This window comes from Lactococcus sp. S47 (assembly GCF_016517475.1).
Classification (GTDB): domain Bacteria; phylum Bacillota; class Bacilli; order Lactobacillales; family Streptococcaceae; genus Lactococcus; species Lactococcus lactis.
Window position 1 is genome coordinate 184,184 of sequence record NZ_JACVUB010000001.1, and the last position, 16,162, is coordinate 200,345.

Genomic DNA, 16,162 nt, shown 5'->3' on the forward strand with positions numbered 1-16,162 from the left:
GGTTGGGACTAATTAGCTAGCTTTTTGTTTACCACGGAAGTCAACGATTAAAAGGTTAGGGCTGAGCAATTCAGCTGTACTTCGCAATTCAATCAAATTATATGAAGGATTAATTTTGGTAGACATTTCATCTTGGAAGAAGTAAGAACCATAACCTTTATAATAAATTGGTCCAAATTCAGAATCGATACTTGCATCAAAAACTTCAGGAACATTTCCTTTTTCTACGGCAACGATACGATAGCGAGAAATTCCACCAGCACAAGCATCAACTTCAGTATTGACTTCACTCAAAGTATGGTCAAAGTCAAAAACTAAATCAACATCACCAAATGCTTTAATTTTATCAGCTGTTTTTTCATCAAATGTAATTTTCATCTTATTACCTCCACTATATATCAAGAGATGACTTGTAAATTCATCTATTTGTTATCTTTTTATACTTATATTATAACGCTAAAAAGTTCAGTAGGGAACAATAATGCTCATAAATTTTTAATTAATCTTGGTAATCTTTTAAAACCCATTCATTAATCGCATAAGCAACGCCTGATTTAGCATTTGATTTAGTTACATATTTAGCAATTTTTTTCAATTCCGATTTTCCGTTTTCCATCACAACAGGACAACCTGCAACTTCAAGCATTGAACGGTCATTTTCTTCATCTCCAATAGCCATTACTTCATCCAAGTCAAAAGAAAGTTTCTCAGCCAAATGTTGAACTGCTGACCCTTTACTTGCTTTTTTATTCATGAATTCTAAATAAAACGGTGTTGATTTCACTACATTATATCGTTCAAAGAATTCGAAGGGAAGGTATGCAATTCCGTCATCAAGAGCCGCAGGTTCATCAACCATCATTACTTTAGCAATTTCTAAAGCAGCAATATCTTCGGGTTGGCGAATATAAAGTGGCATTTTAACCATTTGGGCTTCTTGGACAGTATATCTTCCGACATCGTGATTTGGAGTATAGATTCCCTCGCGAGTGATTGCGTGAATCGGCAGTCCAATTTTACGAGCAGCAGCATCTAAGTCAAGCCAATCTTCAGAACTCAAAGTTTCTTTGATAAATTCTTCACCAGTTGCTCGCTGAACCAACCCACCATTATAAGTAATAACATAATCACTTTGGTCAGTTAATTCAAGTGCTTTTAGAATATCAACAACACCAGGTAAAGGTCGGCCAGTTGTAATGACAATTTTAACGCCAGCCGCTTTAGCTTTTTTAACAGCCGTTTTTACTTCGGCAGTAATTTGGCGATTAGGGTCAAGTAAAGTTCCGTCAAGGTCAATAGCAACAAGTTTAATCATAAGAATTTCTCTTTCTATTTCTTTCAATTTATTAAATATTTAGCAATTATAGGTTGTCATCAAGTGATAATTGTTTACTGACAGAGCCGTCAGTATTTTCAGAGGCAGTAGAATTTCTGTCAGTAAAATTTTGATTAATCACCAAGCTGTCATTAACAATATACTTGGTAAATTCAGGATTTTCTAGCATAATTTTTGGAAAATAGAATCGGCTATTTCCATGAATTGTACCTGTCAAACTTTTAATAAGTGGAGAAAGTACTGACAGCTCTGTAAGCGAACCATTTTTTTGTAAAATATTAATTTCAGTCCGCGGTTTTTCAGAACTTGGTCGATAGAAATCATAAGGTAAATCATAATTACTATGAATACCAGTGTAATAGTCAGGATTAAAGCCTGCTTCTTCAACTAAAGAAGATAAAATTTCTAAATCTTCTAATTCTACAGTCTTGGGGTCAAAAGTAATTGATTTGAGTAAATGACGATTGACATAAGCAGAAGCTAAATCAGCGAGAATTTCATCATCATGACTCATCCAAACTTGAAAATAAGTGTTCATAACGCCATCATCAAGTCTTAAATAATCTTGTAAATTATGATTTTGCTCGAAAAAGGGAACGAGACAAGGACTTGATATCGCAAAATAGTCTGGCTGACTGGCATATAAAAACTTAGCACGTGCGAGTAACTTTTGCAGTAAAACTTCCATTGAGCGTGAAGAAGCATGAAAATAAACCTGCATATACATTTGGTATCGACTGACAATATAGTCTTCAACTGCATGCATTCCTGAGTACTTAAAAGCAATTCCATTTTCCGTAGGAACAATCACTCTTAAAATCCAAGTTAAATCAAATTGTCCATAGACAGCACCTGTAAAATAAGCATCTCTAAGGAGATAATCCATGCGGTCAGCATCAATTTGACTTGAAATCAATTGAACAACTTGAGGATTAGAATATTCATGAGAAATAACAGAAGCTACCTTTTCAGGAAAATCAGGGGAGACTTTGCGTAAAATTCCATTAATTTCTGTATCAGGAGAAGTAATTATTTCTCGAGTGACCGCCTCGTGGTCTGTATTAAATAAACCTTCAAAAGTATGTGAATAAGCACCGTGTCCAACATCGTGTAATAAGGCTGCACACTGAGTTAAAAGATTCTCATCAGGATTCCATTCCAAAGGGAAATTCCGACTAAAATAATCAGTAATCCTTTTGGCAATGTGGTAAACACCCAAACAATGAGAAAAACGGGTATGTTCAGCTCCATGGAAGGTAAAGCTTGATGTTCCAAGTTGTTTAATTCGTCTTAAACGTTGGAATTCAGCAGTGTCAATCAATTCTGATATTACAGGATGATTCACCGTGATATAGTCATGAACTGGGTCACGAAAGACTTTTTCCAAAATAAAACCCCCTCTAAAATTTAAGGTCTATTCTCTATTAAAAATAAATCAGATTTTCCCTTATTTTATCCTAATTATACCCTATTTTCTCCTAAAATGCAGACCCTCATCACCTTAATCTTTTTAGCACAGACTATGTTTTTAATATTCAAGGAATTATAGTAAAATATGATTATGGAAATTATAATTAGGAATAGAATTAAAATTGACCAGCAAGAAGAGTTGGTCAAAGAAATATATCAGGGAGAGTTGAAAAAAGGAGAACATCAGACCTTACTCAAGTATCAAAATGCTGCAAATGAAAAAGTTTTACTTAAATTTGATGAAAAAGAAGTGATAATGACCCGTTTTGCAAAGCGACCTATCAAAATGCATTTTCATCCAGAAATTCCAGGTTTAACTGAATATGAAGGTTTAGGAGAACTATCAATTTTGACAAATGCTTTAAGCATTGATCATGAGAGCAGGACAATTAAAATTAATTACCAACTTTCGCAAGGTGCCCAAAAAATAGCCGATTATCATTTGAGAATTGACTGGAGAGAGCAAAATGTGGAAGGAGAAACAAATGGATAAAATTCATCTACCTAAAGAAATATATGAACGATTAGACCTTAAAGAAAACGAAGAAATTGAAATCGTCGATTTAGCGGCTGATAGTTTTACCATTCGAAAAATCAATGCCAGAAAATCAGATAAGGCGCCCAAGTGGTTTATTATTCCAACGATTATTTCTGCATTTATCTTTATTATTTTTGCCTTTGTCCTAAAACATCCTCATGTTATCGCGCTTTCTGGAAATGAATCTTTGGCAACGGCGGTTATTACAATTGCTAATGCAGTAGGGATGCTGACTTTTATTTCTGCTTATTTCTCTCGCAGAAAAGAATTTTATAAACAGATGACCAAAAGAAGTTACTGGCGGACATTTGCAACAGTCACTTTATCTGTTTTACTTATCGTCATTTTAGCATCGATGGGCCTTTTTTGGTTTTTAGGTCAAATTTTTTATGGTGTAAGTTTTGGACTCTTTACTTCCACCCTAATCTTTACTATTTTTTCTGGAATCATTAATTATGTCATGATTTTTGTTGTAGATACTTTTTCGATTAATATGATGGTAACAATGCTTTTAGTGGTTTCTATTGGTGGTTTCGTCTCAAGTATGGCCACCAATGGAAATCAGTACTGGTGGCAAAGGAATTTTAGTTTGCTTGGAACTCAGGCTTCACGTTCAAGCTGGCAATTTAATCTGACGTTAATTGTTTCGGCAGCCTTATTTGCAGCATTAATTGATTATATTTTTGTTTCATTAAGGCAAAAAGCGGGCAGTCATTATCGACAAAATATTTTGCAAGTTTTATTGACACTTTGTGCTATTTCAATTGCTTTAGTTGGATTAATTCCCAATGATCCAGGCTGGATGCATATTGCTCATGACATTGTTGCTCAATTAATAGTCTTATTTATGGCTATTTCGATACTAGGAATTCGTTGGTTTTTACCAAATGCTGATCCAAATTTATATCGTATGTCTTATTTTATTGTAGGTCTTATCTTAATCTCTTATGTTTTATGGCATCCTATTCATTATTTGACATTAACGGCTTTTGAAATTCTTTCTTTTAGCTTGTCTTTTGCTTGGTTACTCTTACTGGTAAATACTTTGATTAATATGCTTTGGAATACGAAAAAGATTTATAAAGTCTCGCTTAATTCTATAGAAGAAAAAAGTGAAAAATAAGACTTGAAAAGTAGAAAAAGAAGTAGTATAATAATATAGTTGTCTTTGTGAAGTCTCATAAAGTGCAACCGCACGAAGTTTCGTATTAAGTGGCATACGCCCACGAACAAAGGCGAGTCTAACAGTCGCTTGACTTAAAAGCGATGAAATCTAACAAGGAGGAATCACAATGTCAAACTATGCAATCATCAAAACTGGTGGTAAACAAGTTAAAGTTGAAGAAGGTTCAGTAATCTACGTTGAAAAACTCAATGTTGAAGCTGGTCAAACCGTTACTTTCGACGAAGTTATCTTTGTCGGAGGCGAAACAACTAAAGTTGGTGCACCACTCGTTGAAGGCGCAACTGTTGTTGGTGAAGTCGAAAAACATGGTAAGCAAAAGAAAGTTGTTACTTTCCAATACAAACCTAAAAAACACTCACACCGTAAACAAGGTCACCGTCAACCATACACTAAAGTTGTTATCAAATCAGTTAACGCTTAATTATGATTGAAGCTTGTATCAGGACAAAAAGAGACAAAATTGTTTCTTATGAAATCTCAGGACATGCTGAATCTGGCGAGTATGGACACGATGTAGTTTGTGCGGCGGTCAGCGTTCTATCAATTACAACGGCAAATAATATCTACGAGATGGCTCGCATTAAACCTGTGACTCAGATGGAAGATGGTTACTTGTATGTTGAAATTCCTTTGAGCATACCTGAAAAACAAGGCGTATTGGCTCAAACTTTGCTCGAAGCTTTTGCAAATTCGATGAAAGCAGTTGAGAAAAGCTATGGTCAGTACATTACACTTAAATTTGAAAATGGAGGGCAATAACATGCTTGAACTTAATCTGCAACTCTTCGCCCACAAAAAAGGTGGGGGTTCTACTTCCAATGGACGTGACTCACAAGCTAAACGTCTCGGTGCTAAAGCATCTGACGGTGAACTTGTAAGCGGCGGTTCAATCCTTTTCCGTCAACGTGGTACACATATCCATCCAGGTACTAACGTTGGCCGTGGTGGCGACGATACTCTCTTCGCTAAAATCGAAGGAACTGTTAAATTCGAAATGAAACGTGGTAAAAAACACGTATCAGTTTATCCAGTAGTGGCTAAATAAGAATTTTGAAACCTGTCTTTGACAGGTTTTTTTTATATATTAATGAATAAAGTCCTCTTGAGGGCTTTTTTTGTATCTTTTTAAATATATTTATAAATATATGCTAAAATATTTGAAAAAAAGATAAGGTGGTGCTATAATATTTTTATTATCAGTTATAGATTAAAAAGTTTGATAATTTCTTAAATCGATAATTGATTTATTTTAATTACTATAAAAATATACTTAACATAATGGTTGTTGAATTTTATTCAACTTAGAGCTAGGAGAAATAATGAATGATAAAGAACATCAACGTCATCGATTGATTTATCATACGAATGGAAAATCCTTAGAGGAAATAAATGGGACAGTAGAAGTACCTAAAAATGTTGGCTTTTTCAAAATGTTGCTAACTTACTCAGGACCGGGTGCCTTAGTTGCAGTTGGTTATATGGACCCAGGAAATTGGTCAACCTCAATAACTGGCGGACAAAACTTTCAATACTTACTGATTTCAGTCATTCTGATGTCAAGTTTAATTGCAATGCTCCTTCAATATATGTCGGCAAAATTGGGTATTGTCAGTCAAATGGATTTGGCTCAAGCTATAAGAGCAAGAACAAGTAAATCTCTAGGAATTGTTTTATGGATATTAACTGAACTTGCCATAATGGCAACGGATATTGCAGAAGTAATTGGGGCTGCTATCGCTCTTTATCTTTTATTTAATATCCCATTAATCTTAGCGGTTTTTATTACCGTTCTTGATGTCTTTTTGCTTTTGTTATTGACGAAAGTAGGTTTTAGAAAAATTGAAGCCCTTGTTATCTGTTTGATTTTAGTCATTTTGGTCATTTTTGCTTATCAAGTCGCTTTATCAAATCCAGATTGGAAAGGAATTATTGAGGGATTTATCCCCAATAGCCGGACGTTTGCCTCTTCACCAACAGTGGCAGGGATGTCTCCTTTAACAGGGGCCTTAGGGATTATTGGTGCTACAGTTATGCCTCATAATTTGTATCTCCATTCTTCTATTTCACAAAGCCGAAAAATCAATCATCAGGATAAAGCAGATGTTGCTAGAGCGGTGAGATTTTCAACATGGGATTCTAATATTCAATTGACAGTGGCTTTTGTTGTGAATTCCCTCTTGTTAATCATGGGAGTTGCCGTATTCAAAACGGGCGTGATTGATGATCCATCATTCTTTGGTTTATATGATGCCCTCTCTAATCCAACTGTTTTAAGCAATGGACTGCTTGCCGATGTAGCAAAAACAGGAGCTTTATCCACTTTGTTTGCCGTAGCTCTTCTTGCTTCAGGACAGAATTCTACTATTACAGGGACTTTAACTGGTCAAGTTATTATGGAAGGTTTTATCCATATGAGAATGCCAATGTGGGCCAGAAGATTAGTAACACGTTTACTCTCAGTTGTTCCGGTTTTGATATGTGTTTCTATGACAAAAGGACAAACTTTGAAAGCACAGCATGAAGCAATTAATAATTTGATGAATAATTCTCAAGTTTTTCTAGCCTTTGCTCTACCTTTTTCAATTATTCCTTTGTTGATGTTGACTAATAGTAAAAAGGAGATGGGTGATTTTAAAAATAATTTGATTATTAAATGTTTGGGTTGGTTTTCAGTTATTGCTTTGACCTATCTTAATTTGATTGGTTTGCCAGATCAAATTGCCAACTTTATACCTCATAATCTTGGACTATCTCATCTTATTTCTGGTTTTCTTATTTTGGGAGTTCTCTTTTTATTAATTTGGACAATCGTAGAACTTTATCGAGGAAATAAAAAAATGATGGCTTACTAAAATTGATTTAACTCTATTTTAAAATAGAGTTTTTCTTTATATTCAGTAAGGTGTGATTTAAATTAAAATATGAAATGTGCTATAATGTAAGAAAATGATTAATGGAGATTGTGTATTTGACTAAAAATTCAATTGAATTTAAACTAGAAAATCCAGAAGATGCAAGTCTACTTTTTGGGGTACAAGATAAATATTTGAAGTTAGTTGAATCTCAACTAGGGGTTGAGATTAATTATCGTGGCGAAACGGTTCAAATCGTTTCTGAGGATGAATTGACAAGGGAGCGAGCTCGTAAAGCCCTCCAAGCTCTGCAGGTACTAGTAGGTCGAGGAGTTCCAGTTCATGCGTCAGATGTCATTATTGCAATAAAGATGGTTTTAAATGATGATATTGAAAATTTCACTGCACTTTATGAAGTTGAACTGACGAAAGATGCAGCTGGAAAGTCAATTCGACTAAAAAATCTGATTCAAAAAACTTATGTTGATTCTGTCAAACATCATGATATTGTTTTTGGAATTGGACCAGCTGGAACAGGGAAAACGTTTTTAGCTGTTGTGATGGCTGTTCAAGCATTACGTAATGGTCAGGTGAAACGAATTATTTTGACAAGACCAGCTGTAGAAGCTGGTGAAAGTCTTGGGTTCTTACCAGGTGATTTGCAAGAAAAGGTTGATCCTTATTTACGACCAGTTTATGATGCCCTTTTCCAAATTTTAGGAAAGACGGCAACTGAGCGAATGATGGAACGAGGAATTATTGAAATTGCTCCGCTTGCTTACATGCGTGGTCGTACGCTTGATGATGCCTTCGTCATTTTGGATGAAGCACAGAATACAACAACGATGCAGATGAAAATGTTTTTGACTCGGCTTGGTTTTAATTCTAAAATGATTGTTAATGGAGATATTTCACAAATTGACTTACCTAATAAAGTAAAATCAGGTTTGATTGATGCCAAAGATAAATTAAGTCATGTGAAATCAATTGATTTTGTTTATTTCATGGCAAAAGATGTCGTTCGACATCCAGTTGTTGCTGAAATTATCAAAGCCTATGGTGATGAATAGTTTGGGACTTTTGTTAATGTCAGATTGATCAAATTTCTAGATAAGAAGGAAACAATAATGGCCGAAGGTTATGTCATGGATTTGCGCAAAAAAATTGGGCATGTCCCAATGGTAATTGCATGTGCAAGCTTGATTATTTATGATGAAAATCGAGGAATTTTACTTCAAAAACGGGCAGATAATGGGAAATGGTGTTATCATGGTGGGTCAGTTGAACCGAATGAAAAGGTTGAAGAAGCAGCGAAACGTGAACTCTATGAAGAAGTTGGCTTAAAAGCTGGAAAAATAAAATTGTACACTGTAGCTTCTGGGACAGAACAACACTTTTTCTATCCAAATGGGGATGAAGTTCATATTGTTGATACTGTTTTTACTTGTAATGATTTTTCTGGAGAGATTCTTTTAGAAGAATCAGAGGTTCTTGACTGTCAATGGTTTGCCTTTGATAATCTGCCAGAAGATATATTAATTGCCACAAGAGGTCCCATTTTGTCCTTTTGTAAGGAAATGTTGCAAAAAAAGGCTGACAGAAAGTAATTGTTGATTGTAAGTGACAGATTGAATGAGAAATTCTCTGACAGTTCTGTCTGTCATTAAAATTTACTGACAGAATAATAGAAATAGCTAAAATATTGAGCTACTTAGGGCTATTTTATGAATTATTGTCAGTAATTAAATAAGGAAAAAAATGTACGTAGAATTAGTTGATGAAACAGGCAAAGTGCCAAGTGAGATTATTGAACAAACCAAAGAAGTTTTAGCTTTTGCTGCTAAAAAACTGAACTTGAAAGAATCAACAGAAATGTCAGTAACTTTTGTTGATAATGCTCGTTCACATGAGTTGAATTTGCAATATCGCGAAACTGACCGACCAACCGATGTTATCTCATTAGAATATAAACCTGATGAATCAGAATTTTTCTTTGATGAAGATATGGAATTACCAGAGGAATTGTTGGAAGAAATGGATCCATTTATTGGTGAATTGTTTATTTCAATAGACAAGGCTGCTGAACAGGCTGCTGATTATGGTCACTCGATTGAACGTGAATATGGTTGGTTAGCTGTTCATGGCTTTTTGCATATCAATGGTTATGACCACTACACACCAGAAGAAGAGTCAGAAATGTTTGGTTTGCAAGAGGAGATTTTAACTGCCTATGGACTCACAAGATAAAGATGTAAAACTCTTTAAGAAAAAGGATTTTAATAATGGTAAAAGACCTGTTCAAGAGGATAGGGCCCGTTGGAAAAATCCTAATTTACTTTCGAGTTTAGACTTTGCACTGTCTGGAATTTGGACAGCTTTTAAAGAAGAACGTAACATGCGTAAACATGCTTTGGCAGCCTTTTTAGCCATTGTTTTTGGTCTCGTTTTTCAAATTTCAGAATTTGAATGGCTCTTTTTGTTGTTGTCAATTTTTCTAGTTTTTATGGCAGAACTTTTTAATTCTGCTATCGAAAATGTGGTGGATTTAGCATCAGATTACCAATTTTATATGCGTGCAAAACGAGCCAAAGATATGGCAGCTGGGGCAGTTTTAGTTATTTCGGGATTTGCATTGATTGTTGGTCTGATTGTATTTTTACCTAAAATTTGGCATCTTTTCTTTTAGAGGATAAGCGGAAATGGATAGAAAAAATGATTTTCTAAAAATATTGAAAAAGAACTCCGAATTGATGTTCATTTTGGATGAAGTTTCTGTTTTAAATTTGCCTAATTATTATCTAGCCGCAGGAAGTGTCTTTCAAACGGTTTGGAATTATTCTGACGGAAATAATTTAATGACAGGAATTCACGATATTGATATTGTGTACTTTGATAAAGAGATTTCTGCTGACAGCTCTGCTAAAAATGATAAAAAGTTAGAAAAAGTTTTATCTGAAAAATTTCCCTATCAATTTGATATTCATAATGAAGCATACATGCATCTTTGGCATAATGGAAATAAAGTACCGTATAAAAACACAGAAAATGCGATTGAGCGTTGGATTGCTACGGTTCATGCTGTAGGCATAAGTGGTAATTCACGCAATATTGAAATTTTTGCTCCCTACGGCTTAGAAGATATTTTTACTAAAACAATTCGGCCAATTTATCATGTCGATAATAATCGAATACTTTATGAAAATAAGCTTGCTAGGTGGCAAGAAAGATTTAGTAATTTAAAGATTATTGAATGGTCAGATGAAATAAAGAATTTATAAAAAGCTGAAAGGCTTTTTTATTTGATTTAATGATTAACGGCAGAGAGAAAAGCTCCTTATTTCATGAACACCAGCTTCTTTTAGAATTTGTGATGCGTGATATAAGGTGGTACCTGTTGTATAAATATCGTCAATTAATATAACTTTTGTAGGGACTTTTAGCCCTTTTTTTAATTGAAAAGGATTTGGACTTTCCAATCGTTCTTTTCGATTAAGGCTAGATTGTTTGACCGAATTCTCTTTTTCAAGAAGTTCAATAAAATTATCTTGTTGAAGAAAAGCAGTCACTTGATTGAAACCACGTTCCTCTAATCTTTTTGGTGAAATAGGAATTGGAACCAAAGGAGATTTTAGGGAAATACTTTTAAAATAGGGCTCAAAAATTTGGTATAATCGATAATCTCCAACAAATTTATACTGGCTAAAATAATCTTTCATTGCTTGATTGTAGTGAAAAATTGCCTGATGTCTGATTTTGTATCCTCTTTTTTCCCAATTTTGACAATCAGTACAGATCTCATGGACATTTGGCTTACAGCAGCGAGGACAGTGAGCTTCAGGGATCTTTTCAAAATTTTTTTGACATTTAGAACATAAAAGATTTTGAGGACTTTTGAGTAGGAAAAGTTCACTAAATAGAAAGTTTTGAGCAATACTTCTTGAACAAAGCAAACACTTTATCATGAAAAAACTCCCAGTTGGTTCATTTTTTTGATTTCTCTAACTGCCTGACACATTGCTTTGGATTTTCCGTAATGAAAAAAACTAACTAAGCCTGTTGGACGTTCAGGACTACGACCCACACGTCCAGCCATTTGTATCAGTGCGGATTTAGTGAAGTTTGGGTGCTCACTGTTGATGACAAAAACATCAACATTTGGAAAAGTGACTCCCCGTTCAAGAATTGAAGTCGCTATTAAAATAGTAATTTCTTTATTTCTAAAAGCTTTAACAATTTCCAATCTATCTTTTGTTGTTGAAGCAACGGAAGCAATTTTTTCTTTAGGAAATTTCAATTGTAGTTGTTTTGCAAATTCTTGTCCAAATTCAATTTCAGCAGCAAAAATAAGAAGAGGAAAGCCACTATTTCTTTGCTCAATTAATTTCTTATCAAATTTATTTTTCCAAAAAAATTTAGGCACGACTAAAGGAAAATTGTGAAAACGACGCGGGAGAAACAAAGGATAGAGTTTTTGCTTTTTTATATCTTTTTCAAGTTTGTCAGTAGAAGTTGCGGTCAAATATATTAAATTTCCTTCTATTTTTCTTGCTTTTTCTGCCGCAAAATAAAGCATTTCATTATCTCTAAAGGGAAAGGCATCAACTTCATCAATAATCAGCAAATCAAAAGCTTCCTTGAAACGTAAAAGCTGATGACTGGTCATTATTATTAATGGAGCTCGGAAATAGCTGTCGCCATCATGATATAAGAGTGGAATCTTACAGGAAAAATCACGTGATAATCGCTGATGAAGTTCAAGACAAACATCAATTCTTGGACTAGCTAGACCAACAACTCCACCGCTTTCTAAAATTTGTTCAATGACTTGATAAATCATTTCAGTTTTTCCAGCTCCAGTCACAGCTTGGACAATTATTTGCTGATGAGAATTAATTTCCTGACAGAGGGCATTTGAAATTGATTTTTGATTCTCTGTCAGTTTTCCCGACCAGTTTATATATGATTTCTTTGGGAAATTCTTTTGTGGCAGAAAGTACAAGAATTCATCGGAGCGGACTCGACCTAATTGAATACAACTTGGACAGTAAAATACACCAATTGGAAGTTTGACAGAATTTTTTATATGAACAGTCCCACAACGGTTGCATTTTATTTTATTGGAAGAAATTGAAGTCATTCCCAAAATTGGATTCACCTTCGCTTCTAACAAAAAATTACTAAAAATTTTACTGACAGAAATCTTGTCAGTACTTTTTATAAGTTGTAAAATATCATTTTTTAATAATAAACGGCCAAATAACTTTTCTTGATTAGTGCTCATACTATTCTATACGAAAATGCTGTTAAAATGTAACAAAATTTGTTAAAATCAGTAGCATGACTATCACTATAAAAACTGATTTTATCAATGAAGAGGAAATTAAAAAATCACGATTTATTTGCCATTTGAAAAGAATTTCATCTGAAGAAGAAGCGCGTGATTTTATTGCGAAAATCAAAAAAGAACACTGGAAAGCCAATCATAACTGCTCGGCCTATACATTAGGTGACCGTCAAGAAATTCAACGAACAAGTGATGATGGAGAGCCGTCAGGGACTGCTGGTGTTCCGATGCTTGAAATTTTAAAGAAAAAAGAAATAATCAATGTTTGTGCCGTTGTTACTCGGTATTTTGGTGGAATAAAATTAGGTGCTGGTGGTTTAATTCGTGCTTATGCGGGCAGTGTAAATCATGCCATCGAAGCTGTTGGTTTAGTTGAATTTATCAATCAACGTGAGCTTATTTTAAACCTTGATTACAGCCTCTATGACAGCTTACAGCGCTTTTTAATTGACCAAAAAATCAAAATTTCGGATAGTGAGTTTTTGTCGGATATCAAAGTAAAATGTTTTATTGACGAAGAAAAGGTTGACGAAGTCATGAATTTACTGACAGAAACTTTTAATGGAAAAATAATCATGAAAAAAGGGGACAGTCAACAAGTAGAAGTTGAATTCCTGTCATAAAATATTGATTTTAAAAAGGGAGAATTCCCTTTTTATTTATATCATAACTGATAAAGGTTTCTGTTTAAGTTAAATCAGTTAAAATACTAAAAGAACAACAATCGAAAACCTATTTTCTTAAGAAAGGAGAAAAATGACAAAAAAATTAGCACAGCTTTTATTTTTCATTTATATATTAGGACTGGTTTGGCTGGTATTATTTAAACTTTCTTTTCATCCATTTGCTTTTCTTGAAATGACGAATACAAGAAGTCTTAATCTGACACCTTTAGCCATGTCCGGTGGTCGTCGCGAGGTTTTATTTAATATTCTAGCTTTTATTCCTTTTGGTATTTTATTGACTATGAATGCACCAAAAATCTCCTTTTTAAATAAATTGGCAATTTCCATTTTATTAAGTTTTTCATTTGAAAGTCTACAATATCTTCTTGCCATTGGTGCAACGGATATTACTGACCTCATCACTAACTCACTTGGAGCCTTACTTGGAATAAGTTTCTATTATTTACTCATAAAAGTCTTTTCAAAAGCAAAAGTCGACCTTATTTTGACAATTTCTTTTACGATTTTGCTCATTTTTACGATAATCTTTATCAGGCAAAGCATAGTTCTAGGCACAGTGAGAGTGTAAAAAGTATGTTAGAATAGATGAGAAGATTATTTTAGAAGAGGAGACCTATGAAAATATTCAGAGGCTCATTTATTGTTAGTTTAATTGCCCTAATTATCGCATTTGTTTATGCTGGGTGGAATGGACTTTTTATTACGCTTATTCTTGCTGTTCTAGAAATTTCCTTATCTATGGATAACGCTATTGTGAATGCACGTATTCTCGAACGAATGAGTTCTGCATGGCAAAAAGCTTTCTTAACCTTAGGAGTTTTGATTGCCGTTCTTGGAATGCGTTTGATTTTTCCACTCTTGATTGTTGGAGTGTCAGCCCAAATTGACCCTATCAGTGCTTTAAAATTAGCTTTAGAAAAGGGAAATCCCAATACAGTAGGAACCTATGGCTATATTTTGCACCATGCTCATCCACAAATCGCAGCTTTCGGTGGAATGTTTCTATTGATGCTAGCCTTAGGATTTTTCTTTGATGAACGGGCACATACTTGGCTTAAAATACCAGAGAAAATCCTTCAAAAAATTGGAAATTTTCCGGCAGCAAATGCAATTATTTCCATTATTTTGCTTTTAATCACATCGGAATTTATTGCTAAAGATGCTCACGCTGTTTTATTTGCTGGAATTTTAGGAATCCTAACTTTCATGCTTGTTGACGGTTTTGGAGAAACGATGAGTCATAGCAAAGCTGCAAACACAACAAGTAGTGTGGTTGCGACTGGTAAGGCTGGACTTGCTTTATTCTTATATTTGGAAGTAATAGATGCTTCATTTAGTTTTGATGGGGTAATAGGTGCCTTTGCAATTACAGCAGACCCGATTATTATTCTTTTAGGATTAGGTGTGATTGGAGCGATGTTTGTAAGAAGTCTAACGCTTTATCTTGTTCAAAAAGGAACATTGAATGACCTTGTATATCTTGAACACGGAGCACATTGGGCCATTCTCACGCTTGCATTTTTAATTTTAGCAAGTATCAAATGGGAGATTGGTGAGGTTGTTACAGGACTTCTAGGAGCTGTATTTATTATTCTTTCCTTTATTTCGAGTGTGATTTATAATCGAAATCATTAAAAAGATGACGGAAGTCATCTTTTTATTTTTAGAAAAAAGTTTAAAACACAATATATTGTGTTTTTTATGATAAAATATAGATATTAAATACTATATATAGGTTTGGTTGTGATAATGAAACTTAGCATTTTACATATAAATAATACTCATCTCACCCTTGATAAGGATTTTTCTTTAATTAATAAAATCAAAGAAGAAAATAAAAAAAGAGTCATAGAAACTTTAGTTTTAGGAGATGGAAATAGCATTTTTAATAACATTGAGCACAAAAATGATGAGCAAGACCTCCTGAATACCTTTCCTTTTGATGCGACGACATTGGGAAGTCATCAATTTGATGAGGGTTCAAAAGGAATAGTGGAAAATCTAAATAAAATAAATTTTCCAATCTTAGCCGCTAATGTTAATTTTGAAGATGATAAACTTTTAAATCCTTTAGTAAAAGAAGGAAAATTTATTCCTTATCTCCTTAAAAATACAACATCAGGTAAGAAAATAGGAATATTTGGTTTGACAACAATGGATATTGTTTATCGCTCACATCCGAGTGCGGAGACTATCTTTTCTAACCCTTTTGATAAGGCAGATTTCATAGTTAAAAGATTAAAGAACCTTGGAGTTGATGTTATTATTTTATTAAGTCAACTTGGAGAAGAAATGAACCAAATGTTAGCTCAACAATTTTTAGAAATTGATATTATTATCGATAAACCCGTAGGGACATCAGGAAAAAAAGTTGAAAAATGCGGAAATACACTCATTATTCAATCTGAAACTGATAACTATTCTCTTATAGAATCTGAAATCAATATTGATGACGAAGGCAATTTACTTTTTATTCAAGAAAATAATTATGTTTGAATATGATAGATAAAACCAGAAAATTGATACCAAATAAGACAGAAGTAAGGGCATCAGTTTATTTTGCCTTGACAAAATGGGAAAATAGAGCTAGAATTTATAGGTAGCGACTCGAAGATAGTGAAAGTTCGAGAACAATAATGGCTTAACTTAAAACTGTAATGAACACAAATAAAGTAAAAAATAAAGGTGGAACCGTGCATTTGCACCCTTTGTCTCTTTTCGGATTTTTTTCGAGGATTGATGAGTGTGTG

Annotated in this window: 20 protein-coding genes and 1 other annotated feature; of the genes, 15 read left to right on the top strand and 5 right to left on the bottom strand. The window is 33.9% G+C overall.

All coding sequences use genetic code 11. From position 1 onward, the window contains the following. Window positions 1-12: 12 nt before the first annotated feature. From IAE52_RS00880 to IAE52_RS00890, 3 genes are all read right to left on the bottom strand, one after another. The gene (locus tag IAE52_RS00880) at window positions 13-378 is read right to left on the bottom strand and encodes an iron-sulfur cluster biosynthesis family protein (protein ID WP_003130630.1); all 366 of its coding nucleotides are present in this window, start codon (window positions 376-378) and stop codon (window positions 13-15) included. A 121-nt stretch (window positions 379-499) separates the two neighbouring features. Further along, complete coding sequence (gene yidA / locus IAE52_RS00885) at window positions 500-1,315, bottom strand: sugar-phosphatase (RefSeq protein WP_003130632.1); 816 nt, start codon at window positions 1,313-1,315, stop codon at window positions 500-502. A 46-nt stretch (window positions 1,316-1,361) separates the two neighbouring features. Then, window positions 1,362-2,723: an HD domain-containing protein gene (locus IAE52_RS00890; protein ID WP_109990844.1), complete on the bottom strand. Its 1,362-nt coding sequence runs from the start codon at window positions 2,721-2,723 to the stop codon at window positions 1,362-1,364. A gap of 174 nt (window positions 2,724-2,897) precedes the next feature. Here IAE52_RS00890 and IAE52_RS00895 point away from each other — a divergent pair, with 174 nt between their 5' ends. From IAE52_RS00895 to IAE52_RS00945, 11 genes are all read left to right on the top strand, one after another. Further along, complete coding sequence (locus IAE52_RS00895; RefSeq protein ID WP_026138891.1) at window positions 2,898-3,299, top strand: DUF1934 domain-containing protein; 402 nt, start codon at window positions 2,898-2,900, stop codon at window positions 3,297-3,299. Then, window positions 3,292-4,467: a DUF998 domain-containing protein gene (locus IAE52_RS00900; protein ID WP_003130638.1), complete on the top strand. Its 1,176-nt coding sequence runs from the start codon at window positions 3,292-3,294 to the stop codon at window positions 4,465-4,467. Before IAE52_RS00895 ends, IAE52_RS00900 begins: the two co-directional genes overlap by 8 nt. A 56-nt stretch (window positions 4,468-4,523) precedes the next feature. Continuing rightward, window positions 4,524-4,597: a sequence feature (ribosomal protein L21 leader region), on the top strand. A 39-nt stretch (window positions 4,598-4,636) separates the two neighbouring features. Next, window positions 4,637-4,951, top strand: a complete 315-nt coding sequence (gene rplU, locus IAE52_RS00905) for a 50S ribosomal protein L21 (RefSeq protein WP_003130644.1) — start codon at window positions 4,637-4,639, stop codon at window positions 4,949-4,951. A gap of 2 nt (window positions 4,952-4,953) precedes the next feature. Beyond that, window positions 4,954-5,289 (top strand): ribosomal-processing cysteine protease Prp, encoded by a 336-nt coding sequence (locus IAE52_RS00910; protein WP_012897702.1) that lies wholly within the window; start codon window positions 4,954-4,956, stop codon window positions 5,287-5,289. 1 nt (window position 5,290) lies between these two features. Next, the gene (rpmA, locus tag IAE52_RS00915) at window positions 5,291-5,575 is read left to right on the top strand and encodes a 50S ribosomal protein L27 (RefSeq protein WP_003130646.1); all 285 of its coding nucleotides are present in this window, start codon (window positions 5,291-5,293) and stop codon (window positions 5,573-5,575) included. 274 nt (window positions 5,576-5,849) lie between these two features. Next, window positions 5,850-7,382 (top strand): Nramp family divalent metal transporter, encoded by a 1,533-nt coding sequence (locus tag IAE52_RS00920; protein ID WP_058202813.1) that lies wholly within the window; start codon window positions 5,850-5,852, stop codon window positions 7,380-7,382. A gap of 101 nt (window positions 7,383-7,483) precedes the next feature. Next, on the top strand, window positions 7,484-8,452 hold the full coding sequence (locus tag IAE52_RS00925) for a PhoH family protein (RefSeq protein ID WP_003130649.1): 969 nt from the start codon (window positions 7,484-7,486) through the stop codon (window positions 8,450-8,452). A 57-nt stretch (window positions 8,453-8,509) separates the two neighbouring features. Then, window positions 8,510-8,989, top strand: coding sequence for an NUDIX hydrolase (locus IAE52_RS00930; RefSeq protein WP_021722517.1), 480 nt, complete (start codon window positions 8,510-8,512; stop codon window positions 8,987-8,989). A 151-nt stretch (window positions 8,990-9,140) separates the two neighbouring features. Beyond that, window positions 9,141-9,629: an rRNA maturation RNase YbeY gene (gene ybeY / locus IAE52_RS00935; protein WP_021722516.1), complete on the top strand. Its 489-nt coding sequence runs from the start codon at window positions 9,141-9,143 to the stop codon at window positions 9,627-9,629. Beyond that, a complete protein-coding gene (locus tag IAE52_RS00940) occupies window positions 9,613-10,068 on the top strand; it encodes a diacylglycerol kinase family protein (protein WP_003130653.1) in 456 nt (151 codons plus the stop codon). Before ybeY ends, IAE52_RS00940 begins: the two co-directional genes overlap by 17 nt. Window positions 10,069-10,081: 13 nt before the next feature. Next, on the top strand, window positions 10,082-10,660 hold the full coding sequence (locus tag IAE52_RS00945) for a nucleotidyltransferase family protein (RefSeq protein ID WP_021722515.1): 579 nt from the start codon (window positions 10,082-10,084) through the stop codon (window positions 10,658-10,660). 33 nt (window positions 10,661-10,693) lie between these two features. On the opposite strand, the gene IAE52_RS11665 is transcribed toward IAE52_RS00945, so the two are convergent. Further along, a complete protein-coding gene (locus IAE52_RS11665; RefSeq protein ID WP_109990845.1) occupies window positions 10,694-11,344 on the bottom strand; it encodes a ComF family protein in 651 nt (216 codons plus the stop codon). Continuing rightward, entirely contained in the window at window positions 11,341-12,663 is a 1,323-nt protein-coding gene (locus IAE52_RS00955; RefSeq protein ID WP_109990846.1) for a DEAD/DEAH box helicase, read from the bottom strand. The genes IAE52_RS11665 and IAE52_RS00955 overlap by 4 nt, the downstream gene beginning before the upstream one ends. A 56-nt stretch (window positions 12,664-12,719) precedes the next feature. On the opposite strand from IAE52_RS00955, the gene IAE52_RS00960 reads away from it, so the two are divergent. The 4 genes from IAE52_RS00960 to IAE52_RS00975 all read left to right on the top strand — a co-directional run bounded on the left by IAE52_RS00960 (window position 12,720) and on the right by IAE52_RS00975 (window position 15,908). Then, window positions 12,720-13,349, top strand: a complete 630-nt coding sequence (locus tag IAE52_RS00960; RefSeq protein ID WP_003130660.1) for a YigZ family protein — start codon at window positions 12,720-12,722, stop codon at window positions 13,347-13,349. Window positions 13,350-13,482: 133 nt separating this feature from the next. Beyond that, the gene (locus IAE52_RS00965) at window positions 13,483-13,980 is read left to right on the top strand and encodes a VanZ family protein (RefSeq protein ID WP_003130662.1); all 498 of its coding nucleotides are present in this window, start codon (window positions 13,483-13,485) and stop codon (window positions 13,978-13,980) included. Window positions 13,981-14,027: 47 nt separating this feature from the next. Then, on the top strand, window positions 14,028-15,047 hold the full coding sequence (locus IAE52_RS00970; RefSeq protein WP_012897709.1) for a DUF475 domain-containing protein: 1,020 nt from the start codon (window positions 14,028-14,030) through the stop codon (window positions 15,045-15,047). Between the two features lie 114 nt (window positions 15,048-15,161). Beyond that, on the top strand, window positions 15,162-15,908 hold the full coding sequence (locus IAE52_RS00975; RefSeq protein ID WP_200136626.1) for a bifunctional metallophosphatase/5'-nucleotidase: 747 nt from the start codon (window positions 15,162-15,164) through the stop codon (window positions 15,906-15,908). The last annotated feature ends 254 nt before the right edge of the window (window positions 15,909-16,162 follow it).

Coding starts and splice junctions, on each gene's coding strand:
- IAE52_RS00940 (WP_003130653.1), top strand. CDS start 9,613: ATGGACTCACAAGATAAAGATGTAAAACTCTTTAAGAAAAAGGATTTT.
- IAE52_RS00900 (WP_003130638.1), top strand. CDS start 3,292: ATGGATAAAATTCATCTACCTAAAGAAATATATGAACGATTAGACCTT.
- IAE52_RS00945 (WP_021722515.1), top strand. CDS start 10,082: ATGGATAGAAAAAATGATTTTCTAAAAATATTGAAAAAGAACTCCGAA.
- rpmA (WP_003130646.1), top strand. CDS start 5,291: ATGCTTGAACTTAATCTGCAACTCTTCGCCCACAAAAAAGGTGGGGGT.
- IAE52_RS00955 (WP_109990846.1), bottom strand. CDS start 12,663: ATGAGCACTAATCAAGAAAAGTTATTTGGCCGTTTATTATTAAAAAAT.
- IAE52_RS00975 (WP_200136626.1), top strand. CDS start 15,162: ATGAAACTTAGCATTTTACATATAAATAATACTCATCTCACCCTTGAT.
- yidA (WP_003130632.1), bottom strand. CDS start 1,315: ATGATTAAACTTGTTGCTATTGACCTTGACGGAACTTTACTTGACCCT.
- IAE52_RS00920 (WP_058202813.1), top strand. CDS start 5,850: ATGAATGATAAAGAACATCAACGTCATCGATTGATTTATCATACGAAT.
- IAE52_RS00965 (WP_003130662.1), top strand. CDS start 13,483: ATGACAAAAAAATTAGCACAGCTTTTATTTTTCATTTATATATTAGGA.
- IAE52_RS11665 (WP_109990845.1), bottom strand. CDS start 11,344: ATGATAAAGTGTTTGCTTTGTTCAAGAAGTATTGCTCAAAACTTTCTA.
- IAE52_RS00925 (WP_003130649.1), top strand. CDS start 7,484: ATGGAGATTGTGTATTTGACTAAAAATTCAATTGAATTTAAACTAGAA.
- IAE52_RS00895 (WP_026138891.1), top strand. CDS start 2,898: ATGGAAATTATAATTAGGAATAGAATTAAAATTGACCAGCAAGAAGAG.
- rplU (WP_003130644.1), top strand. CDS start 4,637: ATGTCAAACTATGCAATCATCAAAACTGGTGGTAAACAAGTTAAAGTT.
- IAE52_RS00970 (WP_012897709.1), top strand. CDS start 14,028: ATGAAAATATTCAGAGGCTCATTTATTGTTAGTTTAATTGCCCTAATT.
- IAE52_RS00960 (WP_003130660.1), top strand. CDS start 12,720: ATGACTATCACTATAAAAACTGATTTTATCAATGAAGAGGAAATTAAA.
- ybeY (WP_021722516.1), top strand. CDS start 9,141: ATGTACGTAGAATTAGTTGATGAAACAGGCAAAGTGCCAAGTGAGATT.
- IAE52_RS00930 (WP_021722517.1), top strand. CDS start 8,510: ATGGCCGAAGGTTATGTCATGGATTTGCGCAAAAAAATTGGGCATGTC.
- IAE52_RS00910 (WP_012897702.1), top strand. CDS start 4,954: ATGATTGAAGCTTGTATCAGGACAAAAAGAGACAAAATTGTTTCTTAT.
- IAE52_RS00880 (WP_003130630.1), bottom strand. CDS start 378: ATGAAAATTACATTTGATGAAAAAACAGCTGATAAAATTAAAGCATTT.